The sequence below is a fragment of the Streptomyces chiangmaiensis genome, from assembly GCF_036281785.1.
GTDB classification, from domain to species: Bacteria; Actinomycetota; Actinomycetes; order Streptomycetales; family Streptomycetaceae; genus Streptomyces; species Streptomyces chiangmaiensis.
Genome location: NZ_JAYWVC010000092.1, coordinates 1 through 22,057, shown reverse-complemented (window position 1 = coordinate 22,057; position 22,057 = coordinate 1). Strand labels below are relative to the sequence as shown.

At 69.3% G+C, this 22,057-nt stretch carries 20 protein-coding genes, 1 tRNA gene and 4 pseudogenes; 16 read left to right on the top strand and 9 right to left on the bottom strand.

Annotated elements, in window-relative coordinates; genetic code table 11:
• Nucleotides 1-416: 416 nt before the first annotated feature.
• From VXC91_RS24315 to VXC91_RS24285, 7 genes and pseudogenes are all read left to right on the top strand, one after another.
• Nucleotides 417-854 (top strand): DUF3052 domain-containing protein, encoded by a 438-nt coding sequence (locus tag VXC91_RS24315; protein ID WP_329509448.1) that lies wholly within the window; start codon nucleotides 417-419, stop codon nucleotides 852-854.
• Between the two features lie 227 nt (nucleotides 855-1,081).
• Nucleotides 1,082-1,540: a peroxiredoxin gene (locus VXC91_RS24310; RefSeq protein ID WP_329509447.1), complete on the top strand. Its 459-nt coding sequence runs from the start codon at nucleotides 1,082-1,084 to the stop codon at nucleotides 1,538-1,540.
• Between the two features lie 113 nt (nucleotides 1,541-1,653).
• Nucleotides 1,654-2,229, top strand: a complete 576-nt coding sequence (locus VXC91_RS24305; RefSeq protein ID WP_329509446.1) for a TerD family protein — start codon at nucleotides 1,654-1,656, stop codon at nucleotides 2,227-2,229.
• 98 nt (nucleotides 2,230-2,327) lie between these two features.
• Nucleotides 2,328-2,903 carry a TerD family protein gene (locus VXC91_RS24300; RefSeq protein WP_329509445.1) on the top strand — a complete coding sequence of 192 codons (576 nt, stop codon included), beginning with the start codon at nucleotides 2,328-2,330 and terminating at the stop codon, nucleotides 2,901-2,903.
• Nucleotides 2,904-2,954: 51 nt separating this feature from the next.
• Nucleotides 2,955-4,103: a DUF475 domain-containing protein gene (locus VXC91_RS24295; RefSeq protein ID WP_329509444.1), complete on the top strand. Its 1,149-nt coding sequence runs from the start codon at nucleotides 2,955-2,957 to the stop codon at nucleotides 4,101-4,103.
• 196 nt (nucleotides 4,104-4,299) lie between these two features.
• Complete coding sequence (locus VXC91_RS24290; protein WP_329509443.1) at nucleotides 4,300-5,028, top strand: TerD family protein; 729 nt, start codon at nucleotides 4,300-4,302, stop codon at nucleotides 5,026-5,028.
• Between the two features lie 88 nt (nucleotides 5,029-5,116).
• Nucleotides 5,117-5,557, top strand: a pseudogene (locus VXC91_RS24285) (aminoglycoside phosphotransferase family protein); the annotation flags it as partial.
• Nucleotides 5,558-5,559: 2 nt separating this feature from the next.
• Here the strand turns inward: VXC91_RS24285 and VXC91_RS47065 are convergent.
• Together VXC91_RS47065 and VXC91_RS24280 are read right to left on the bottom strand one after the other, a co-directional pair.
• Nucleotides 5,560-5,796 (bottom strand): aminoglycoside phosphotransferase family protein, encoded by a 237-nt coding sequence (locus tag VXC91_RS47065; protein ID WP_408057461.1) that lies wholly within the window; start codon nucleotides 5,794-5,796, stop codon nucleotides 5,560-5,562.
• Nucleotides 5,797-5,982: 186 nt separating this feature from the next.
• Nucleotides 5,983-6,855: a TerD family protein gene (locus VXC91_RS24280; protein ID WP_329509441.1), complete on the bottom strand. Its 873-nt coding sequence runs from the start codon at nucleotides 6,853-6,855 to the stop codon at nucleotides 5,983-5,985.
• A 187-nt stretch (nucleotides 6,856-7,042) separates the two neighbouring features.
• On the opposite strand from VXC91_RS24280, the gene VXC91_RS24275 reads away from it, so the two are divergent.
• The 4 genes from VXC91_RS24275 to VXC91_RS24260 all read left to right on the top strand — a co-directional run bounded on the left by VXC91_RS24275 (nucleotide 7,043) and on the right by VXC91_RS24260 (nucleotide 12,303).
• Nucleotides 7,043-8,209, top strand: coding sequence for an HpcH/HpaI aldolase/citrate lyase family protein (locus VXC91_RS24275; protein WP_329509440.1), 1,167 nt, complete (start codon nucleotides 7,043-7,045; stop codon nucleotides 8,207-8,209).
• On the top strand, nucleotides 8,209-10,728 hold the full coding sequence (locus tag VXC91_RS24270) for a phosphoribosyltransferase (protein WP_329509439.1): 2,520 nt from the start codon (nucleotides 8,209-8,211) through the stop codon (nucleotides 10,726-10,728). Before VXC91_RS24275 ends, VXC91_RS24270 begins: the two co-directional genes overlap by 1 nt.
• Nucleotides 10,725-11,537 carry an HAD family hydrolase gene (locus tag VXC91_RS24265; protein WP_329509438.1) on the top strand — a complete coding sequence of 271 codons (813 nt, stop codon included), beginning with the start codon at nucleotides 10,725-10,727 and terminating at the stop codon, nucleotides 11,535-11,537. The genes VXC91_RS24270 and VXC91_RS24265 overlap by 4 nt, the downstream gene beginning before the upstream one ends.
• 106 nt (nucleotides 11,538-11,643) lie before the next feature.
• The gene (locus VXC91_RS24260) at nucleotides 11,644-12,303 is read left to right on the top strand and encodes an O-methyltransferase (RefSeq protein ID WP_329509437.1); all 660 of its coding nucleotides are present in this window, start codon (nucleotides 11,644-11,646) and stop codon (nucleotides 12,301-12,303) included.
• Nucleotides 12,304-12,310: 7 nt separating this feature from the next.
• Here VXC91_RS24260 and VXC91_RS24255 read toward each other — a convergent pair whose 3' ends face one another.
• The 3 genes from VXC91_RS24255 to VXC91_RS24245 all read right to left on the bottom strand — a co-directional run bounded on the left by VXC91_RS24255 (nucleotide 12,311) and on the right by VXC91_RS24245 (nucleotide 15,203).
• Complete coding sequence (locus VXC91_RS24255; protein WP_329509436.1) at nucleotides 12,311-12,535, bottom strand: FmdB family zinc ribbon protein; 225 nt, start codon at nucleotides 12,533-12,535, stop codon at nucleotides 12,311-12,313.
• A gap of 232 nt (nucleotides 12,536-12,767) precedes the next feature.
• Entirely contained in the window at nucleotides 12,768-14,282 is a 1,515-nt protein-coding gene (locus tag VXC91_RS24250) for a hypothetical protein (RefSeq protein WP_408057460.1), read from the bottom strand.
• Between the two features lie 126 nt (nucleotides 14,283-14,408).
• The gene (locus tag VXC91_RS24245) at nucleotides 14,409-15,203 is read right to left on the bottom strand and encodes a DUF4097 family beta strand repeat-containing protein (protein ID WP_329509434.1); all 795 of its coding nucleotides are present in this window, start codon (nucleotides 15,201-15,203) and stop codon (nucleotides 14,409-14,411) included.
• A gap of 195 nt (nucleotides 15,204-15,398) precedes the next feature.
• Between VXC91_RS24245 and VXC91_RS24240 the strand changes: the two genes are divergently transcribed.
• Nucleotides 15,399-15,473, top strand: a tRNA-Val gene (locus VXC91_RS24240).
• A 55-nt stretch (nucleotides 15,474-15,528) separates the two neighbouring features.
• Here the strand turns inward: VXC91_RS24240 and VXC91_RS24235 are convergent.
• Nucleotides 15,529-16,023: pseudogene (locus VXC91_RS24235) on the bottom strand (tyrosine-type recombinase/integrase); the annotation flags it as partial.
• 200 nt (nucleotides 16,024-16,223) lie between these two features.
• Here VXC91_RS24235 and VXC91_RS24225 point away from each other — a divergent pair.
• Nucleotides 16,224-16,661 carry a GNAT family N-acetyltransferase gene (locus VXC91_RS24225; RefSeq protein ID WP_329509433.1) on the top strand — a complete coding sequence of 146 codons (438 nt, stop codon included), beginning with the start codon at nucleotides 16,224-16,226 and terminating at the stop codon, nucleotides 16,659-16,661.
• A gap of 735 nt (nucleotides 16,662-17,396) precedes the next feature.
• On the top strand, nucleotides 17,397-18,158 hold the full coding sequence (locus VXC91_RS24215; RefSeq protein ID WP_329509432.1) for a DUF3592 domain-containing protein: 762 nt from the start codon (nucleotides 17,397-17,399) through the stop codon (nucleotides 18,156-18,158).
• Nucleotides 18,159-18,209: 51 nt separating this feature from the next.
• Here VXC91_RS24215 and VXC91_RS24210 read toward each other — a convergent pair whose 3' ends face one another.
• Both VXC91_RS24210 and VXC91_RS24205 read right to left on the bottom strand, forming a co-directional pair.
• Complete coding sequence (locus tag VXC91_RS24210; RefSeq protein WP_329509431.1) at nucleotides 18,210-18,695, bottom strand: SPW repeat protein; 486 nt, start codon at nucleotides 18,693-18,695, stop codon at nucleotides 18,210-18,212.
• Nucleotides 18,696-18,861: 166 nt separating this feature from the next.
• A pseudogene (locus VXC91_RS24205) lies at nucleotides 18,862-19,403 on the bottom strand (tyrosine-type recombinase/integrase); the annotation flags it as partial.
• 242 nt (nucleotides 19,404-19,645) lie between these two features.
• On the opposite strand from VXC91_RS24205, the pseudogene VXC91_RS24200 reads away from it, so the two are divergent.
• Nucleotides 19,646-20,040, top strand: a pseudogene (locus VXC91_RS24200) (LOG family protein); the annotation flags it as partial.
• A 40-nt stretch (nucleotides 20,041-20,080) separates the two neighbouring features.
• On the opposite strand, the gene VXC91_RS24195 reads toward VXC91_RS24200, so the two are convergent.
• Complete coding sequence (locus VXC91_RS24195) at nucleotides 20,081-20,206, bottom strand: hypothetical protein (protein ID WP_329509455.1); 126 nt, start codon at nucleotides 20,204-20,206, stop codon at nucleotides 20,081-20,083.
• A gap of 326 nt (nucleotides 20,207-20,532) precedes the next feature.
• On the opposite strand from VXC91_RS24195, the gene VXC91_RS24190 reads away from it, so the two are divergent.
• Nucleotides 20,533-22,057, top strand: a 1,525-nt coding sequence (locus VXC91_RS24190) for a SpoIIE family protein phosphatase (protein ID WP_329509430.1), incomplete at its 3' end; no start/stop codon positions are given.

The following is a 22,057-nucleotide window of genomic DNA, read 5'->3' as shown; positions in this document are numbered from 1 at the left end:
ACCTGTCAGAGGGCCACTTTTCCATGTGCCTGCGCCGATCCCCATCGTGTACCTCGGGGGAGCGAAACGTCATCTCTACCGCGAGGTAACCACGGCGCCGGATCGGTTCTTCGGGGGCGAGCTCTACCAAAGCGTCACGATACGCCCAGGCGGTGACGGGTCCCGCAAAGTCATTCGACTCTCGTACCCGCAGAGGATTCCGGAATACGCAAATCGGGCAGAACGGTGTGGTGTGGATCACCCCGAGCCGCGATACCGTGCCTGGAGTTGCGGCGACACGGCCAGGATCGTCACCGTTTCGGCGGTCTGAACCGCCGGGTACTTGCGCGATCCGCCCCGCCCGTGTGGACTACGGCCAATGCTTCGCGTACACGCGTGGCTGAGATACTCGACAAGACATGATCAGGAGGCAAGCCGTGAGCGCGACCGCGGACCACGCGGAGGAGCGGACGAACCCTGCCGCGAGGCTGGGGTTCCAGCCCGAGCAGGTGGTCCAGGAGATCGGCTACGACGACGACGTCGACCAGGAGCTCCGCGAGGCCATTGAGGAATTCATCGGCAGCGAGCTCGTGGACGAGGACTACGACGACGTCGCCGATGCTGTGGTGCTGTGGTTCCGCGACGAGGACGGCGACCTGACAGATGTGCTGGTGGACGCCACCACGTACATCGAAGAAGGCGGTTCGATCCTGCTCCTCACGCCGAAGACGGGCCGTACGGGCTACGTGGAGCCGAGCGACATCTCTGAAGCCGCGACGACGGCGGGTCTGTCGGCGTCCAAGAGTGTCAGCGTGGGCAAGGACTGGAGCGGGTCCCGGCTGGTGACGCCGAAGGCGGCCAGGCCCAAGCGGTGACGCTCCGCCGGACCGGCCGGCCGCCGGGGTGGCCGTAGTGGGGGTCCCCCCCGGACCTTCTCCCCGGTCTGACGGCCTCGTCCTCGAACTCCCCCCGCTCTCGGCTTCGCTCGAGCGGGGGATCCCAAGGGACGGGCTGAAAACGCTCAGCCCGTCCCTCGGCCTGCTGTGATCGCTGCGTAGGGTGGTTCCCACCCGAACAGCCCCACCGGAAGGGATGCAGGCTCATGGCGATCCAGGTCGGCGAGAAGGCCCCCGACTTCGAGCTCAAGGACAACCACGGCAGGGCCGTGAAGCTCGCCGACTTCCGTGGCGACAAGCACGTGGTGCTGGTCTTCTACCCGTTCGCCTTCACCGGCGTCTGCACCGGCGAGTTGTGCGCGCTCAGCGACCACCTGCCGACATTCGTCAACGACGACACTCAGCTGCTCGCCGTCTCCAACGACTCCATCCACACCCTGCGCGTCTTCGCCGAACAAGAGGGCCTGGAGTACCCGCTGCTGTCCGACTTCTGGCCGCACGGCAACACTTCGCGCGCCTACGGCGTCTTCGACGAGGACAAGGGATGTGCGGTGCGCGGGACCTTCATCATCGACAAGGAGGGCGTCGTGCGGTGGACCGTGGTCAACGACCTGCCGGACGCACGTGACCTGAACGAGTACGTGAAGGCGCTCGACACCCTCTGAATCTCGGGTCCCAAGGCCTGCGGGGCGCGGGAACCCGTCACTAGGATCGACTCGTTGATCCGATGCCAACGCACTACGGGGCTCCCCGCCCCTGGACACCAATGGAGGGACTCGTGGGAGTCAGCCTCAGCAAGGGCGGCAACGTATCGCTGACCAAGGAGGCCCCGGGCCTGACCGCGGTCCTCGTCGGTCTGGGCTGGGACGTCCGCACCACGACCGGGACCGACTTCGACCTCGACGCCAGCGCGCTGCTGCTGAACTCGTCGGGCAAGGTCGGCAGCGACCAGAACTTCGTGTTCTTCAACAACCTCAAGAGCCCGGACGGCTCCGTGGAGCACACGGGCGACAACCTCACGGGTGAGGGCGAGGGCGACGACGAGGTGATCAAGGTCACCCTCGCCTCGGTTCCGACCGACGTCGAGAAGATCGTCTTCCCGGTGTCGATCTACGACGCCGAGAGCCGCCAGCAGTCCTTCGGCCAGGTGCGCAACGCGTTCATCCGCGTCGTCAACCAGGCCAACCAGCAGGAGATCGCGCGGTACGACCTGAGCGAGGACGCCTCGACGGAGACCGCCATGGTCTTCGGCGAGCTGTACCGCCACGGCACCGAGTGGAAGTTCCGCGCCATCGGTCAGGGCTACGCCTCGGGTCTGCGCGGCATCGCGCAGGACTTCGGCGTGAACGTCTGAGCAGCCTGAACCGCATCGTCCGGCGCCGCACCGTTTGAGTGCGGCGCCGGACGTGCAGTACAAGCACAGCAGCAGCATCTTCGGGGAGGACCAGCATCATGGGCGTCACGCTCGCCAAGGGAGGCAATGTCTCCCTCTCCAAGGCCGCACCGAACCTCACGCAGGTGATGATCGGGCTCGGCTGGGACGCGCGCTCCACCACCGGAGCCCCCTTCGACCTCGACGCCAGTGCGCTGCTGTGCAGCGGCGGCCGGGTCCTCGGTGACGAGTGGTTCGTCTTCTACAACCAGCTCAAGAGCCCGGACGGCTCGGTGGAGCACACCGGCGACAACCTCACCGGTGAGGGTGAGGGCGACGACGAGTCGATTCTGGTCGACCTGTCCAAGGTCCCGGCCCAGTGCGACAAGATCGTCTTTCCGGTCTCGATCCACCTGGCCGACGAGCGGGGCCAGACGTTCGGCCAGGTCAGCAACGCCTTCATCCGCGTCGTCAACCAGGCCGACGGCCAGGAGCTCGCCCGCTACGACCTGAGCGAGGACGCCTCCACGGAGACCGCCATGATCTTCGGCGAGGTCTACCGCTATGGCGGCGAGTGGAAGTTCAGGGCAGTGGGACAGGGGTACGCATCCGGTTTGCGCGGCATCGCTCTAGACTTCGGAGTCAACGTTTCGTAAAGCCGGGTACGGCGACGGGGGAGCCCCGTACAGATTCGGATTGGGTAGCCAGTGCTTCTGAAAACCTTCGGCTGGTCGTTCGTGGTGACCGCGGTCGGCTTGGTCCTTGCGGTCCTCTATGGGGGGTGGACCGCCTTCGGCATCGTGGCGATCCTGTCCATCCTCGAGATCTCGCTGTCCTTCGACAACGCAGTGGTCAACGCCGGAATCCTCAAGAAGATGAGTGCCTTCTGGCAGAAGATCTTCCTGACGGTGGGCGTGCTGATCGCGGTCTTCGGCATGCGGCTGATCTTCCCCGTGGCGATCGTCGCCATCACGGCGAAGAAGAACCCGATAGACGCGGTGAACCTGGCGCTGACCGACAAGGATCAGTACCAGCAGCTCGTCACCGACGCCCACCCGGCGATCGCCGCCTTCGGTGGGATGTTCCTGCTGATGATCTTCCTGGACTTCATCTTCGAGGCACGGGAGATCCAGTGGCTGCGCTGGGTCGAGCGCCCGCTCGCCAAGCTCGGCAAGGTCGACATGCTGTCGGTCTGCATCGCGCTGATCGTCCTGCTGATCGCCTCCATGACCTTCGCCACCCACGCCCACCAGCACGGCGGCGCGCACATCGACAAGGGACAGACGGTCCTGATCTCCGGTATCGCCGGCCTGATCACGTACATGATCGTCGGCGGTCTCTCCGGCTACTTCGAGGACAAGCTCGAGGAAGAGGAGGAGCGGGAGCACGAGGAGGAGGAAGAGGCCGCGCGCAGCGGCAAGCAGCGCTCCGCGATCCTCCTCGCGGGCAAGGCCGCGTTCTTCATGTTCCTCTACCTGGAGGTCCTGGACGCGTCCTTCTCCTTCGACGGTGTGATCGGCGCCTTCGCCATCACCAACGACATCATCCTGATGGCGCTCGGCCTCGGCATCGGTGCGATGTACGTCCGGTCGCTGACCGTCTACCTCGTCCGGCAGGGCACCCTGGACGACTACGTCTACCTGGAGCACGGCGCGCACTACGCGATCGGCGCACTTGCCGTGATCCTTATGGTCACCATCCAGTACCAGATCAACGAGGTGATCACCGGTCTCGTCGGCGTCCTCCTCATCGGCTGGTCCTTCTGGTCCTCCGTGCGCCGCAACCGTGCGATCGCGGAGGCCGAGGGAAAAGCGGAAGCACCGGACGCGAAGGCTGAGGTCTCGTCCGGGGTGTAAGGGCGCGCGTACCTCTTCTCAGGGGCTCGGTTCGCCTCCGGGGCGCACCATCGGCTCACTCGCCCTGGCCCGGCAGCGGCCGTTTCGCGGGTGTGGACCGGGCCCCGGTGAGGAACGCTCTGTGCGGGGCGGCAGGGAGGACTCGTCCTCGGCGGCCGCCCCGCGGCTGTTGAACCGGCAGGGACAGGGGGCGGGGATGAGCTTCTGGGACGGCATATGGCGGCGCGCGACGGAGTTCGACTCGGGAAGCGCGGCGACCAACTCGATCGAGCTGACCAAACGGCACCAGCGGGTCTCCCTCACCAAGCAGGGCGCGGCCTCGGGGAACCTGCGCATCAACCTGTCCTGGCGGATGCGGACCTCGGACATCGGCGGCCCCGAGCGGGGCAGCCTGCTGCGGCACCCGTTCCGGATGTTCACCCCGGAGGTCGTGCAGGCGCACACCCAGAGCATGGTCAACGTCGACCTCGACCTCGGCTGCATGTACGAGTTGGCCGACGGCACCAAGGGTGTGGTGCAGCCGTTGGGCAGCTTCTTCGGGGAGCTCAACGACCCGCCGTACATCAAGCTGAGCGGCGACGACCGGTTCGGTTCCGGCTCCGGTGAGACGATCTTCGTCAACCTCGATCACCGGAACGACTTCAAACGGCTGCTGATCTTCGTGTACATCTACGACCAGACGCCCGCGTTCGACCGTACACATGCCGTGGTCACGCTCTATCCCAGCAACGGCCCGCGCATCGAGATCGGCCTCGACGAACGTCACCCGCAGGCCCGCTCCTGCGCGGTCGTCCTGATAGAGAACATCAAGGGCGAGGTCGTCGTCCGCCGCGAGGTGAAGTTCGTGTACGGCTTCCAGGCCGAACTGGACCGGCTCTACGGCTGGGGCCTGCAGTGGGGCCGGGGCTACAAGACCAAGGCCTAGTGTTGTGACCGGATAGGTTGGCCGGGAAGCGGGCGCTGTCAGCTGTGCCGGGTGAAGGCATCGACTATGGCTGCGCAACGAAGTTGCTGTGGCCGTGCCGGTGGCCGGCGCACTCCTGCGTCGGCTGGCAGTTCCCGCCCCGGCGGGGCCTCGCCCGGTCTCCGAGATCGCCGCTGAGATCAGCGATGGCCTGCTCGACCGGTGGGAGAGACTCGGCCACCCGTTCCACAGGAGGCTGGTGGACCAGGCGCGGGACCTGGCCGGCGGACTCAGCCACCGGACCGGCTCCCTTCTGGTCAATCACGACCTCCACTACGACAACGTCCTGGCAGCGGACAGGGAACCATGGCTGGCCATCGACCCGAAGGTCGTCACCGGTGACCCGGAGTACCAGGTGGCGCAACTGCTGTGGACACGACTCGATGAGATGGACGGACGAGAAGAACTCTTCTTCCACGCCCACGCGTTGATCGAATCCGCCGAGCTGGATCCCGAGGTCGCGAACGCCTGGACCGTGGTGCGTTGCATCGACTACTGGCTGTGGGGACTGGACTCCGGCTTCACAGAGGCCAGGCTGCGCAGAGGCCTGCGACTGTCGGCCCGTTCGAGGAGCAGAGCCCCGTCGGCTGGAGAGCTCTCCAGGAGGCGGACGGCACTGCGGCCGTTCCAGGTCTCCAGAGCAAGGGCCTCGTAGCAGGAAGACGTCTCCTGCGGCCAGGACACCTTGAGAACGCACTTTTCCTGCCCGCGGCGGACAGGAAGGGCCATGCCGTTGTACCCGTGCATGGCCTCACCGTCGGGGACCAGGTCCCATCGGGTGAGCATTGCGTCCACGACGTCCGGCAACGCGCGAATCCAGGTATGTCCCTGTTCTCCTTCGAGCTGCCAACGGCCGAAGGCCAGGAGTCCCGGGGGTACAACCCGGCGAACCATCTCGGTCACAGCACCAGCCGCCTATCGCCCGATGAACTGCGGCCCCTGGGGCGGGAGCTGGAAGTTCGGGTCCGGGACCGGCGCCGCGGTGGGCGGATACCCGTACGCGGGCGCGGTTGCCGCGGCCGTCTGCGGCTGCGGGTACCCGTAGGCAGGCGGGCTGGCCGGCTGGGGATAGCCGTAGGTCGGCTGCGTCGACGCGGGCACCGGCGGGTAGCCGTAGGCAGGCTGCTGCGGCACCGGCCGTTCCGGCGGCAGCGGTGCCGAGGCCTCGGGAAAGGCCGGGACCGATCCCTCTCCCACCGTCGGCTTCGCTCCAGCGGGGGCACCCCCATCGGCCGACGCGGTCTCCGACTCGTCCACCGAGATGCCGAAGTCGTTCGCGAGGCCCTTCAGCCCGTTCACATAGCCCTCGCCGAGCGCCCGGAACTTCCAGCCCTCGCCACGCCGGTACAGCTCCCCGCAGATCAGGGCCGTCTCCGCGCCCGTCTCCGGCTTGATGTCGAAGTACGCCAGCGGCTCCCCGTCGGCGGCCGCCGCGTCGTACAGGAGGATGCGCAGCGACCGCACCCGGTCGAAGGTGACGTCGTCCGCGGAGGCGACCAGCAGGATCCTCCCCACCCCGGGCTCGACGCTCGCCAGGTCCGTCTGGATCGTCTCGGTCAGCCGGTCCGCCTCCCGCTTCTTTCCGAGCAGCCGGACCTTGCCCGAGGGGTGCCGGGGCTGGTTGTAGAAGACGAAGTCCTCGTCGGTCCGCACCCGCCCGTCGGGGCCGAGGAGCAGCGCCGAGGCGTCCACCTCGGGGGCGCCCTGTCCCGGTGCCCAGCGCAGCACCGCCCGTAGCGCCGTGGCCTCGAGCGGAACGTTCGACCCCTTCAGCATCGCGTGCGTCATGGCGTCATCCTGCCTTCTCCGTCAAGGTCACGACAACGCCGGGGTGGACCCCCGCCGCTGCACCGACGTACCGCGGTCACAGCCGAGTTACCTGAACTTCATGCCCAACGGGAACCCATGACATGGAGTTCTACGTAGTATTACCGGCCACCTCTTTTCGGGCAGTCCAGTACTACGGGGGAGTCTCATGCGTCATTTCGGGCATATCGCCCCTGAGGAGCGGCGGCGGCTCTTCCATCAAGAGCCGGCCGTCTTCACTGCCGACTCCCCGGCCCGTGTGCTCGCGGTGGCCCTCGGCGCCACGCTGTACAGTCCCGCCACCCGCCCTCAGCTCGCCGACGACGTGGTCAAGCAGGCGGGCCGAGGTGTCGTGTCCATGGTGCTGTGCCTCGAGGACTCCATCGACGACGCGGACGTCGTGGACGCCGAGGAGAACCTGGTCCGGCAGCTCACCGACCTCGCCGAGCGCCCTGACGTCGAGCTGCCGCTGCTGTTCGTCCGTGTCCGTGTCCCCGAGCAGATCCCGGACCTGGTGGCCCGCCTTGGCCTCGCGGTGCGGCTGCTGTCCGGATTCGTGCTGCCGAAGTTCACCGAGGAGCGGGGCGTTCCCTTCCTGGAGGCGCTGACCGGGGCCGAGGCGTCGAGCGGGCGCCGGCTGTTCGCCATGCCCGTCCTCGAGTCGCCCTCCCTGCTCTACCTGGAGACGCGCCGGGAGACGCTGGAAGGCATCTTCCGCACGGTGGACAAGTACCGCGATCGGGTCCTCGCGCTGCGACTCGGCGTCACCGACTTCTGCTCCTCGTACGGCCTGCGCCGGGCACCCGACATGACGGCGTACGACGTCCAGATCGTCGCTTCCGTGATCGCCGACGTCGTCAACGTCCTCGGGCGCGCCGACGGCACCGGGTTCACGGTGACGGGGCCCGTGTGGGAGTACTTCAGGGCGCAGGAGCGGATGTTCAAACCGCAGCTGCGGCGCAGCCCCTTCCTGGAGGGCGAGGTCGAGGAGCTGCGCGAGGCGCTCATCGAGCACGACCTGGACGGGCTGCTGCGCGAGATCTCCCTCGACCGTGCCAACGGCCTGCTGGGCAAGACCTGCATCCACCCCTCGCATGTGATGCCCGTGCACGCGCTGTCGGTCGTCAGTCACGAGGAGTTCTGCGACGCCCAGGACATCATGCGGCCCGAGCGGCTCGGCGGGGGAGTGCTGCGCTCTGCGTACACGAACAAGATGAACGAGGTGAAGCCGCACCGCGCCTGGGCGGAGCGCACCCTCCAGCGCGCCGATGCCTTCGGTGTGGCGCGCGAGGACATCGGCTTCGTGGAACTGCTGGCCGCAGGGCTCCCCGGTTGATGCCGGCACCGACTGAGATGGAACCGAGGAAGAACGTGGTCTGGTCCGGGACGTGGGTCGCCGAGCGGCTCGGGGTCGAACTGGTCGGCGACGATCGGCTGACCGAACTGCTGGGGCTCGCGCTGCGGCGCAACCCCAAGCGCGCGCATCTGCTGGTCTCCCATGTGCTGGGCAAGCACGTGCCGCAGTCCCCGGCCGTCGTCTACGGCCATGGGTTTGCGCTCGGCCGCCGGGTGCGGGAGCTGCTGGGCGGCGACGGCGGGGGTGTCTCCGGCTCGGGCGGACGCGGCGCGGTCGTCCTCGGGTACGCGGAGACGGCCACCGGGCTCGGTCACGCGGTCGCGGACGGCCTCGGCCTCGCCCCCTACCTCCACTCCACCCGCCGCCCCGTCGAGGGCGTCGCCCCGGCCGGCGGTTTCGAGGAGTCCCACTCCCACGCCACCTCGCACCTGCTGCTCCCCGAGGACCCGGCGCTGCTGGCGGGCGACGGTCCGCTGGTGCTGGTCGACGACGAGTTCTCGACCGGAAACACGGTCATGAACACGATCCGCGACCTGCACGAGCGGTACCCGCGCGACCGGTACGTCGTCGTCGCGCTGGTCGACATGCGCTCGGCCGCGGATCTGGGTCGACTGGAGGACTTCGCCCGGGAGATCGGCGCCCGTGTGGACCTGGTGGCCGCGGCCTCGGGCACGGTGCGGCTGCCCGAGGGGGTGCTGGAGAAGGGGCAGGCGCTGGTCGCCGAGCACGAGGCCGCCGTCCTGCACACAGAGTCGGACACCGCGCCCGACCGGACCGGTCTGCCGGCCGGCGCCGCCGGACGCATCGCGCACGTCCGCCTCGGCTGGCCCCACGGACTGCCCGACGGCGGGCGCCACGGCTTCACCCCCGAGCACCGGGCCCGTCTGGAGCGGGGGCTGCCCACCATGGCGGCACGGCTCGCCGAGGCGATACCCGGTGAGGCCCGGCGGGTGCTCGTGCTCGGCTTCGAGGAGCTGATGTACGCGCCGCTCCGCCTGGCCCGCGAGCTGGAGCAGGTCGTCGGCGCCGAGGTCCGCTTCTCCACGACCACCCGTTCTCCCGTCCTCGCGGTCGACGACCCCGGCTACGCGATACGCAGCCGGATCGTCTTCCCCGCCCATGACGACCCGGCCGACGGTCCCGGCGAGCGCTACGCCTACAACGTGGCGGGTGCCGGCTTCGACGCCGTCGTCGCGGTCGTGGACTCCGTGGCCGACACCCCCGAGCTGCACGCCCCCGGCGGCCTTCTGGACCGGCTCGCCGCCCACACCCCGCATGTCCTGCTCGCGGTCGTCCCCAGCTACGTCCCCGCGCCCCGGCACGTCCCCGAAAGGCCCGCCATGCTGTCCGAGCCACTCCGCGGCCCCGCCTTCTCCTCGTACGCGCCCGACGAGGTCGGCTGGCTGCTCCAGGACCTCTCGGACGTCACCCTGGAGGCGCCGACCGAGGAGCGCGAGGAGGCGATCCAGAGCGGCGGCGCGCACTACGCGGAGTCGCTGCCGGTGGAGTACCAGCCGAGCGAGCAGTACCAGGAGCTGTTCCACGCGGCGCTGGAGGCATCCACCGCACGTCTCGCGCAGGCCGTCGGCGTGGTCACCGAGACGATCCTCGCCGAACGCTCCCCGCGCCCCGTCCTTGTCTCACTGGCCCGCGCCGGGACCCCCGTGGGCGTCCTGATGCGCCGCTGGGCGAGGCACCGCCACGGCCTCGAACTCCAGCACTACGCGGTCTCCATCGTGCGCGGCCGCGGCATCGACGCCAACGCCCTGCGCTACCTCGCCGAGCGGCACGACCCCGCCGACGTCGTCTTCGTCGACGGCTGGACCGGCAAGGGTGCCATCACCCGGGAACTCGCCGACGCGATCCGGGAGTTCGGCGTGTCCGACGGCATCGCCGGCTTCGACCCGGAGATCGCGGTGCTCGCCGACCCGGGCTCCTGCGTACGGACGTTCGGCACGCGTGAGGACTTCCTCATCCCGTCCGCCTGCCTCAACTCCACGGTCTCCGGGCTGATATCGCGCACGGTGCTGCGCGCCGACCTGGTCGGCCCGCACGACTACCACGGTGCGAAGTTCTACCGCGAACTCGCCGGAGCGGACGTCTCGGTCGCCTTCCTCGACGCCGTCTCCGCACGCTTCACCGAGGTCGAGGACGCGGTCGACGCACAGCGCAAGGAACTGCTGTCCGGCGACCGCACGCCGACCTGGGAGGGCTGGGCGGCGGTGGAACGCATCAGTGAGGAGTACGGCATCCACGACGTGAACCTCGTCAAGCCCGGAGTCGGCGAGACCACGCGGGTGCTGCTGCGCCGGGTGCCCTGGAAGATCCTGGCGCGGTCCGCGGCGGGCGCCGACCTCGACCATGTACGGCTGCTGGCCGAGCAGCGGGGCGTGCCCGTCGAGGAGGTCGACGAACTCCCCTACACCTGCGTGGGGTTGATCCACCCCAAGTACACGCGGGGCGCGACCGGCGCCGACGGCAGGGCGGTGGCGGTATGACCCCCGTGCTGGTCGCCAGCGACCTCGACCGTACGCTGATCTACTCGTCCGCGGCGCTCGCGCTGACCATGCCGGACCCGAGGGCGCCCCGGCTGCTCTGCGTCGAGGTGCACGAGAGCAAGCCGCTGTCGTACCTGACCGAGACCGCGGCCGGTCTGCTCACCGACCTCGGCGACCGGGCGGTGTTCGTGCCGACCACCACCCGCACCCGCAAGCAGTACCAGCGCATCAACCTGCCCGGCCCGGCGCCGGCGTACGCCATCTGTGCCAACGGCGGTCATCTGCTCGTCGACGGTGTCGCCGACCTCGACTGGCACTCCGGTGTCGTCGCCCGGCTCGCCGAGGAATGCGCGCCTCTGGAGGAGGTGCGGGAACACCTGGCGGCCACCGCCGACCCGGCCTGGGTGCGCAAGCACCGGGTCGCCGAGGACCTCTTCGTCTACCTCGTCGTGGAGCGCGAGCTGCTGCCCGAGGAGTGGGTGAAGGAACTGGCCGTGTGGGCCGAGAACCGCGGCTGGACGGTGTCCCTGCAGGGCCGCAAGATCTATGCCGTGCCGAAGCCGCTCACGAAGAGCGCGGCCGTGCGGGAGGTCGCCCGCCGCACCGGGGCCGCGCTCACCCTCGCCGCCGGGGACTCCCTGCTCGACGCGGACCTGCTGCTCGCCGCCGACCGCGGCTGGCGCCCGGGCCACGGCGAACTGGCCGACACCGACTGGACGGCACCGGGGATCACGGCCCTGCCCGAGCGGGGCGTGCTGGCCGGAGAGCGGATTCTGCGGGAGTTCCTGAAGGCGGCGCGCCAGGCGTGACCTGACCGCGTTCCGGCGTGGCCCGCCCCGCTCCGGAGAGCCCGGGATACGGTGGAAGGGAGCCGAAAGTGCTCAGGACCTCAGGGGACGGCCGGAGGAGGACCGGGTGGCCAAGGGGAACGGAACGCCGCTGACGGACGAGTTGTACGCGTACATGCTCGGCCACAATCCGCCGCTGGACCCCGTGCAGCGGATGCTCGTCGAGGTCACGCACACCCAGCTGCCGCTGGTGGCGGGCAAGCAGGTCGCCGAGGAGCAGGGGCCGCTGCTGGCCTTTCTCGTGCGGCTGACCGCGGCCCGGCGGATCGTCGAGATCGGGACCTTCACCGGGCTGTCGGCGCTCTCCATGGCGCAGGCGCTGCCGCCCGGCGGGACGCTGCTGACGTGCGACGTCTCCGAGGAGTGGACGGAACACGCGCGGGTGGCATGGGCGAAGGCGGGGGTGGCCGACCGGATCGAGCTGCGCATCGCACCGGCGATCGACACGTTGCGGGCGCTGTCTGCCGAGCCGCACATCGACATGGCGTTCATCGACGCTGACAAGGACAACTACGTCGCGTACTGGGACGAGTTGGTGCCGCGCATGCGTCCCGGCGGTCTGCTCGTGGTGGACAACGTCTTCTTCCACGGTGAGGTGACCGACCCCGGCGCGACCGGACTCGCCGCCGCCATCAAGGACTTCAACGAGCATGTGAAGGCGGACGAGCGAGTCGACAGCGTGATGGTGTCGGTGGCGGACGGGCTGACCCTGGCGCGACGGCGCTGAGCGGGTCTCAGCCGCAGCAGCCACCGCCGCAGCACCCGCCCCCGGCGCCGCCTGCTCGCGGAGCTGTCGGCGCCGGAGCCGACGCGCTGCCGCCCACCGCGACCGTCGACAGGAGTTTCACCGTGTCGTCATGGCCGGACGGGCAGGCGGCGGGGGCGGAGGACTCCGCCATCGGACGGCTCAGTTCGAACGTGTCGCCGCAGGTGCGGCAGCGGTACTCATAGCGAGGCATGGGCACAGGCTAACCGGCGGTCGCCGACGATCCCAGGACATCGGGATGCCAGGGGGCCCTCGTCGCGCGACCGACGCCGGACGGGTGCCGCACCTGAGCCCCGCTCCGGTGCGGCTGGGTGGCTCTGCGCGCCTGGCGCAGGGCCGCCCGGCTCCCACCCCGCTCCCACGCGGTGCGCCCACGCCTTGAGGAACCGCCCGCACGGCACCGACGGCCGGTGCCCCGCCCCGTGCTACGACGCTCCCGCGCCGCGCTCCTCGCGGATCTGGGCCACCACCCGCGCGACGGTCTGCCGCACCGCCTCGGTCTCCGTCAGGAAGCGCCAGTAGTCCGGGTGGCGTCCCTCCAGCGTCGTGACCGCCCGGTCCAGGCGTGCCACGGATTCGTCGAGGGGCCGGGCATGCCGGGGATCCGGCGTGGTGCGCCCCGCCATCGCCAGCCGCTGTGCGTCCCGGATCGCGAACCGGGTGCGCTCGATCTCCTGCTGCGGGTCCTTCTGCACGGCGTTCAGCCGCCGCAGCCGGTCGCCGGCCGCGGACACGGCCTCGTCGGTCGTGTTCAGCAGTGCCCGGACGGTCGACAGCAACGAGGTCGCGTCCGGCCAGCGCTGTGCCTCCCGCGCGGCCTGCGCCTCCTTCAGCTTCAGCTCGGCCTGCCGCACGGACTCGGCGGCCTGCTCCGGGACCTGCTGCAGGTCCTGCCAGCAGGCGACGGTGAACCGCCGTCGCAGCTCGCTCAGAACGGGCTCGACCTGACCGGCGCGCGTCGTGAGCGCCTGCGCCCGGGTCCGCAGCGAGACGAGCCGGTGATCGATCTCGGCGGCCCGCTCCGGCAGCCGCTCGGCCTGCGTACGCACGGTCTCGGCCTCCCGGGCGACACGCTCCGCGCGCTCCAGGGTCGGTGCCACGCCGTGCCGGCCCGCTCCCTGGTTGAGCTTGGTCAGCTCGGGTGCGAGAGCGGCCAGCCGGGCGGCGAGGTCGTCGGCCTTGAGCCCGGAGGTCCGGACGCCGTCCAGGGCGTTGCTGGCGGCGAGGAGGGCCTGGCGGGCTCGCTCCACGGCCGGGGCCAGCCGGGCGAGCTGGGTCTCGGCCTTCCCGAGCAGCGGCCCGAGGCTCGCGCCGAAACGATCCAGCTCCTGCTTGACACCCGCCAGCTCGTCCCTGGCGGTGGTGAGTTCGGTGCGGGCGCGGGCGGCGGCGGAGGCCTCGAGATCGACCCTGTCGAGGTCGTGCGCGTCGACGGCCTGGATGTACCGGTGACTGGCCTCGTCGATGCGCCGCCCGAGCGCCTCGAAGTCGGCGATCGCGCGGCGGGCGGCGGGGGAGTCGTCGACGGCGGCGATGGTCTCGATCGAAAACCTGAGATCGCGCTGGGCGGTGTCGAGCTCGTAGAACGCGGCCGCGGCGGCGTCCTTGGCAGCCTGCGCCTCGGCCCGCTGCCCCTCGGACCGCCCCCCGAACCAGCGCCGCGTCCCACCCCCGGCGAACGCCGCCGGGAGGACGAGGGCGGCGACGAGGGGCAGGGCGAGGAGGGCGAGGGCGTCACGGGCGGGGGTGCCGCTCCGGGAGCCGGCCGATACGCGGCCGGGCACCCTGCCGGCGCCGGCGGACGCGGCCGGGGTGCGCCGGCCGTGGCGCTCGTCGGACGGCCGGCCCGGGGCGTTCGTAGGGCCGGGCGGGAGGCTCGGCGATCGGTGGTGCGCGCATGGCGCAAACGGCGTGCACGGCTGTGGTGGTGTCGCCGTCACATCCCTCTCCCGTGATGTCATCCGCCCTGCCCGGTGTCATTCTCCCACCGGTTGAGGACGAACACACGGGGCGTTCGGTTCGTGACGCGCCGCGGCCTGACCCTGTTTTTGCCCGGACGTGGTGGACTACCCCGCCGTGCGGACCGTGACCGACCCGTCCCGTGTCCGCGCGTCGATCACATGGGAGCTGCCCGGGTCCCTGGGCACCGAGACATGGACGGAACCGTCCTCGGCGCGGGTGGTGACGCGATAGGTCTGGTGCGGCAGCGCGATCGTGACCGAGCCGTCCTCGCTGCTCGACTCCACGAGATCGGGCACGGTACCCAGTTCGAGATGGATCGAGCCGTCCCGCGTCGCGGCGTGCACGCGCCCTGAGCCCACACCCGTCGCACGCACCGACCCGTCACCGCTGTCCAGCGTGAGCGGCCCCGTGGAGTCGCTCACCCGCACCGAACCGTCCTGGGTGCGGATGGTCAGCGGCGCCTCGAAGCCCTGCGCCCGCACGCTCCCGTCGCCGTCCTCGACCTTGACGGCCACTCCGCGCGGCACCTCGATCCGGTGCCGAGCGGAGCAGTCGGCGACCAGGCCGGAGCACGTCAGCCGCAGCACCAGCCGGTCGTCCTTCATGGCCCAGGTCACCCGGGGGTCCCCGCCGACCACGACCGTCCCGCGGAACCACCGGGTGACCTCGACCCGGTGCACGTCGGCCGGGACGATCTCGAGCGCCGAGTCGTCGGAGTCGACGGTGAGCGTACGTCCGTGCAGCGCGAAGGAGCGGTGGTCGGGGTGCTGGTCGTCCCCCGCGTCGTTGCCGCAGGCTGCGGCCGTGGCGGCGACCACCGCGACGACTCCCGCGACGGTGACCGCCCGGGTCGGTCCGATACGGCCGGTCCGTCCAGTGCGTGCGGTCCTGCGAGCCATGACGTTGTCCCCCTGGGAGCGTGGAGCCGGAAGCGAAGTGCCCTTCGACCGTACGGATCCGCGGCCCTCGGGAGGATGCGGCGGACTCCCCGGTCCGAGGTGGGGTTAACCCCCTGCCCCGTCTGCCTGCGGCCGTTCCGAGCGTGCGCGTTTGCGGGGTATCCCCTCGGTCGATGTAGGCTGTCGATTCGTCCGGGGCGCGTAGCTCAGCGGTAGAGCGCCGCCCTTACAAGGCGGATGTCGGCGGTTCGAAACCGTCCGCGCCCACCAGGAAGAAGACCCCCGGCCGATCATGGCCGGGGGTTTTTGACATCCACATCTGACATCAGTCGGCGGAGTGCGGGCGCCTCCTGAGCAGCCGGTCCATGTGGCTCACCGCCTCGCGCTGGGTGTCCTGCACGACGTGTGTATAGACGTTCATGGTCACGGCAATCTGGCTGTGCCCCAGGATCTCCATCACGACGCGAGGAGCCACGCCGGCCGCGGTCAGCAGCGTCGCGCAGCCGTGCCGGGCATCGTGCAGCCGGATCACGCGGAGCCCGGCGTTCTTGGCGACCCGGGTGAAGGACCGGTAGACGTTGCGCGGCTCGATCGGTCGCCCCGTTCGTGTGGTGAAAACCTGGCCGCTCTCCTCCCAGCTATCACCTGCCCGCTCACGCATCGCGGTCTGCCGCATCCGCTCATACCTCAGAGGGGCCACGCAGATGGCCGGCAGCGGCAGCACCTGCCTACGGCGTCGGCCCTTGAGGTCGTCCTCGTATGCCTCCCGGCCGACCCGTTGCCGCTGCTTTCGGACCCTGATCCCGCGCTTGTCGAGGTCTCGTCCCCGCCCAGGCGGCCTGCGGTGCCGCGGTGTCCGCACCAAGTGCGCAGCCGGTCGGCGGTGGCGATGAGGGCGGCGTCCCCGGCGGCGTGGCCGTGGGTGTCGTTGAGGGTCTTGAAGTGGTTTTCCCGGACTACGCGGGGATCGATCTTTGGTGTGCCGCCTTGTGATGGGACTTGCTCTGTAGGGTCGAGATCATGAGCGTTGAGGTTGCGGTCGTCCGTGAAGCGAACGACGAGTCGGTTGAGGCATTCACGCGCTTGTTGCCTCAGCTTTCGAGCACAGCCAGCCCGTTGGATCGTGAGGCAGTGCAGCGCCTGCTCGCCAGCGATGCGAACACGGTGTTGGTGGCGCGGGTCGAAGGCGAAGTGGTCGGGATGCTGACGTTGGTCATGTTTCCCTTGCCTTCCGGTCTGCGGGCTCGCATCGAGGACGTGGTCGTGGACGAGGCCGCGCGGGGACATGGCGTCGGGGGTGCTCTGACCGAGGAGGCTCTGCGGCTGGCGGAGGCGGCCGGTGCTCGAACCGTTGACCTCACGTCGCGTCCGTCGAGGGAGGCAGCGAATCGCCTGTATGAGCGACTCGGCTTCGAGGCCAGGGATTCCAAGGTCTATCGCTTCGTCCTGAAGCGGTAAGTGGAGCCGTGTCGGTGCGAACAGCTTGGTGCAGACGTCGTCACGGCTGCGGACACTGCCCGCAGAGTGACCACGGGCCACGAAGTCGCGCAGGAAACGCCGGATCGGCTCGACCGGGCGGCCCTCCGGGTCCACGACCACGTACGGGATCACGTCGTCGACAGGCACGACCCGCCCCCTGCAAGCAAGATGGGTGCCGGCGGATGCAGTGTTCGGCGCGGGTGGTCCATCCGGTGCGGGTGTGCAGGCCGGTGAGCGGGTCGCGGCGGGCGCAGGCGAGGCGGCGGGTAAGGATGCCGCCGTGCATGGCCCAGCCGAGTAACGGCACGAGGCTGGCGGCTGTCTGCAGGTCCATGACGTTCTCCCTCAGTGATGGCGGTTGGTGAGTGGAGCCCGGTCGCGAGGGGCGACGGCGTGCCTGGCGGTGTGTGCGCCACCCGAAGGCCGGTCAGCGGCGCTTGGCGTCGGCGGTGACGAGCGAGCGGATCACCAGGGCACAGACGGTGAACCGCCCCGGCGGAAACGCTGAGCCCGGGGTCTTCGTGTATGTGCAGCCGTATGCCGCTCAAAGCGGCCCTATGTCGAGGTCCGTGGACGAGCTGTGGACGGGATCTTGGAGCATCGGCGCAGGTGAAGCCCGGAAACGGACGAAGCCTCTGACGGGGGCAGCCAGGCCCTACTGCAACCATCGCGGCAGCCGGTGAGTCTCATCTCGTAACGGGTGTGGGGGCGCAGATGGATGAGCGCAAGTCCGTGCTGAGCGGCGGCCGGGATGAGTACGTCTCTCCCTTTGGGTGGGAGACGCTCGCGGCCGTCGTGGCCATCGTGGTGTGGATGGCATTCGGGCCGTTTGGGTCGTTGTGGCTCTATGTTCTCGGCTGGGCGGTGGCGCTGACTGCAGCGGACGGTATCTCCCGGCTGGTACGCCGCCAGAGCTGGGCCGTTCCCTCGCCGGGCCAGCTCGTGGCCGGGCTGCTGCGGCTCGGACCGGAATCGTGGCTGGTGGCTCCCCGCTGGGCCAAAGCTCGATTGGCCACCGTGGGTTTCCTGATGTTCGCCACCATGGCCGGAGTCATGGGGTGGGAAGCCGGTCAGGAGTACCAGGTGCTGGCGAACCTCCGGGACCAGGGCCACAGGACCGACGCGTTCGTGGTCGAGATCACCAGCCGGTCGGAGGAAGGCTGGGCGACCTCCGTGACCGTGCGCTTTGCTACACCGTCCGGTCCCGTGCGCACGGATGTCGATGTCGCGGTCAGCTCAGCAAGCGCTGCGAAGCCAGGAACGCGCATACCAGTCGTCTACAACCCGGCGCGCCCCACCGAGGTCCGCCACATTGCCTACCTCGACGGACACGACGCCGACGGAATCCGACAGGGTTCGATCATGATCGGGCTGCTCGCGGCAGGCTTCCTGGTGGGCACTGTCAGAGAGGTGGTGCGTACGAAGCGGCAAACGGAATCAGGCACGACGCCAGACACCCACCACCCCAGGACCTAGTGCCGCGGGGCGGTCACGCGGCTGCAGCCCTGCGGCCCGTCGCGCGCCAGGTCAGCTTCGACCGCCCGCGTAAGGTGCGGACATGCGGCGTGAGGACGCTCGATCTGCCGGGCGGCCGAACGCGGCGGCCGCGAGAGCCAGCAGCAGACCTATCACGCCGACGACGACATTGTTGACGATGGTCTTGGTAGTGCTGACGTTACCGGCCACGACCCACGGCGAAATGATCATCCAGACGCTCAACGCACACGCGGCCCACGCCATGCTGTGCACCCGGTCGTAGGCACGGCCGAAACCACCACTCATGAGGAGGGCGTAGGCGATACCGACGATCAAATTGTTGACCGCCAGGGTGGAAAGCCCGTTGAAACCCGTGATCCACGGTGAAGCCGCGAAGTACAGCCCGGCGATCAGACCAATGGTCTCGACAGCCTGTGCCTTCGAAGTGGTCGCGGCACCCTCGGCTATCTCATAGCGTTCACGCATGGCGATGATGTCGGGATGGGTCGCCATGTCAGATCTGGGAGCGGTCGCCATTCCCATCACCTCCGATTCTCTGTTGCATTGCAGCGGTCGAGTACCCGAAGGCCACGGAATAACCGTCGCGAAACAGGGCCACCAAGCCCGACCAGGCAGCATGGATGCCCGCAAAACAAGAGATCATCTGTAGCGATGATGGGGCCGCGCGGTATGGGAGACACTCTCACTCGTACTCACGGAGCAGCTCCTCAATGCGTCGGTTGGCGACTTCCTGCCGACCGTCGAGACACTTCGCGTAGCGAGTCAGCAGGACCTCGACACAGTTGCCGGCACGTTCGGCAACCTCGGTCGGGTCGACGCCCGCGTTGAGCCACGTCGACAGCGCCGAGTGCCGAAGGTCGTACGGCCGACTGGCGAGCGGCGAGACCACCGCTGCCGGGGGCAACGCGAGGAGCCGGGCCTCCTGCCACACGCGGTAGTACGTCGAGGACGGGACGACGGCCCCCTTCTCCGAGAAGAAGAGCCGCCCGTCGTCAGCCGTACCGAAGGCGTCGAGGTGTTCCCGCAGCGCAGCAACGAGCTGGGCGGGATGGGCACCCGCCGGACATCCTCGCTCGGCCGGTTCTTGAGCCAGCGGTCATCGTGGGTCTCCCCCGAGTCGGTCCACTGCTTGCCGACCGACGGGCGAGTCCGGTGGAGCAGCGCCGAGCCCCAGCCCGTCTCAGGGAGGACAAGGTCAGTCTCCGCCAGGCCGACTGCTTCAGCCCGACCCCTCACTCAACGGGAGCGCTTCCACGTTCTGCTTCAGCTTCCCCTCCACGACCGAGCGTGGCGCCCCGAGCATGCGACGTGGCGCTTCGCGGTGCAACCGGTCTGACAGGCGGCGCCCAGGGGCCCGCCTGGCCGTTCGGCGCGAAGTGGTCCGGTCATTTGCTCAGAAAATGGTCCGCACGTGTGGGCCGACGCGCGCATACGTTCGGGTCATGACTGCAACAGCGCCCACCCCGATGAACATCGGTGTCTTCCTCTCAGCCACTGACCTCGACGAGCGCTACCCCCAGCCGACCCCCGAGTTCGGGAGCTCATCGGCAGGGCCGGCCAACCCCTGGTGTGGGGCGGATCCGATACCGGGCTGATGATGGTCGTCACCGACGGAGTGCAGGCGTCGGGAGGGCAGCTCACGGGGATCTCGGTCGATTTTCTCCGGAAGTGGGTCAGGAAGGACGCCGACGAAATGACGTTCGCCAGGGATCTCGCTGAACGGATGGCATGGTTGCTCGCCGTGCCCCACGCAGAGGTGGTGATGCCCGGCGGCGCGGGCACGATGAACGAAGCGACCGAGGTCCTGGAGCTGAGGAAGCACGGCCCGTACGACGAGCCCGTGGTGCTGCTGAACACGGCGGTACCTCATCGTCTCCGACATCGAGGAGGCCCGTGCGGAGTTAGTCGGCCGCGGCATCGAAGTCGGCGAGGTGTTCCACGATGCCGGATGGCTCCTCCACCACGGCCACGATGCCGGAGGGGTCGTTCACCACGGCCCAGGCCAGGGGCGGGTGGCCGGCCCGCACCCTGCCCGGGTCGCCTACGCCTCCTACCTCACCTTCAGCGCCCCGGACGGCAACGGCTGGGTGGTGCAGGAGGTGAAGGAGCCGTTTCCCCGGACGCTGACACCACGTCAGCCGCCCAAGGGGCTGCGGCGGGCCATGACCAGCGTGGACGGTATCGGGCAACACGGGACGGCCCGCTGTGCTGAGGCGATCGTCGGCCTCATGGCCGTCACTCCGCTTCTCCTACCGCCGGGCCCCGATCCTCTCCCGTCGTGGCCTTGGCCGCCGCAGCAGCAGCAACCTCCTGAGGATCGGCTTCTTCTCGCACCTACGCACCTACGCACCTGATGGGAGCCATAGTGATGAGCACTGACCAGGCCGCACTCTTGGAGCCGCTGAGGTCCCGCGAGATATCCGACACAGCGGTAGCGATGATCGACGAGCAAGGGACGGTCGTCGCGTGGACGCAAGCTGCTCAGCACCTTGTTGGGTATTGCCCTGAGGACGTGGTGGGCCGGTCCGCCACACTCGTGCTGCCGTCCTCCGAGGAGCCGCTGGGGGTATCAGCGTTCGCCGAGCAGTGCCGCGCCCAAGGTGGCTGGTCCGGCACCGCGGCGGTCCGCCACCGCGACGGCCGTACGCTCAACCTGAGCCTGCGCCTCTCGCTGCTGTGGGGACAGGACGCAACCCACCGGTGGTTGGTATCCCTGACCGACATAGGCGCGCTCTCCTCGGGGATGATGAACGGATCGGTGCGGGAGTCGCTGCTTGCCCGCGCGCCGGTCGGCATCGCCATTCGTGACCCGCAGCTACGCTGCACCTGGGTGAACGACACGATGGCGCATGACGGCATTTCCCGTGACCGGAGGTTCGGACGCCGCCTGAAGGATTCACTGCCCGGCTTCGAGGCCGAGGCCCTTGAAGCGGTGATGCGGCAGGTGCTGGCGAGCGGCACTTCCGCGGTCCACGAGTACCGGGCATGGCCGCCGGAAGATCCGCGCCGGGAGCACGCATTCTCGGCCTCGTTCTTCTGCCTCCAGGACGCGGACGGCCAGGCACTGGGGGTGTGCTCCTTGACCGTAGATGTCACCAGCAACCATCGGGTGCGCGAGCGCCTTGCCGTCCTCAGCCAGGCCAGCACGCGTATCGGCAGCACCTTGGACGTCATGCAGACCGGACAGGAACTGGCCAGCCTCGCCGTGCCCCTGTTGGCTGACTACGCCACCGTCGAGTTGGCGGAGTCGGTTCCATTCGGCACAGAGCCCTCTGCCCGAATCGACACAATGTACGATCGCCCCCCTGTGTTCCGCCGTGCCGGTCAGGCCTCGATCCACCCAGGAACCCCAGAGTCGACCTTTGCGCGAGGGGAGACGGTTTTCGTCCCCCCGACCTCGCCGCTCGCCAGCGTTCTGCGCACGGGAAGGTCCCACCTGGAACCGGTGCTGGACGCCTCCCCTGGGACATGGATCGACGAGGATCCAGTGCGGGCGCAAAAGATCCGTGAGTACGGGATGCACTCCCTGATGATCGTGCCCATCATTGCGCGGCGTGCCATCCTGGGTACCGCGCTGTTCCTCCGCACCGAGGACCCCGTTCCGTTTCACGAGGATGACCTGCTGCTCGCCGAAGAGCTCGTCACCCGGGCCGCGCTGTCCTTGGACAACGCCCGCCAATACACCCGCGAACACACCACGGCCCTGGCGCTGCAACGCAACCTGCTCCCGCACCGTTTGATGGGCGGCGCGGCGGTCGAGGCGGCCTGGCGCTACCTGCCGGCCGACACGGACGCCGGCGTCGGCGGCGACTGGTTCGACGTGATCCCGCTGTCCGGCGCCCGGGTGGCCCTCGTCGTCGGTGATGTCGTCGGACACG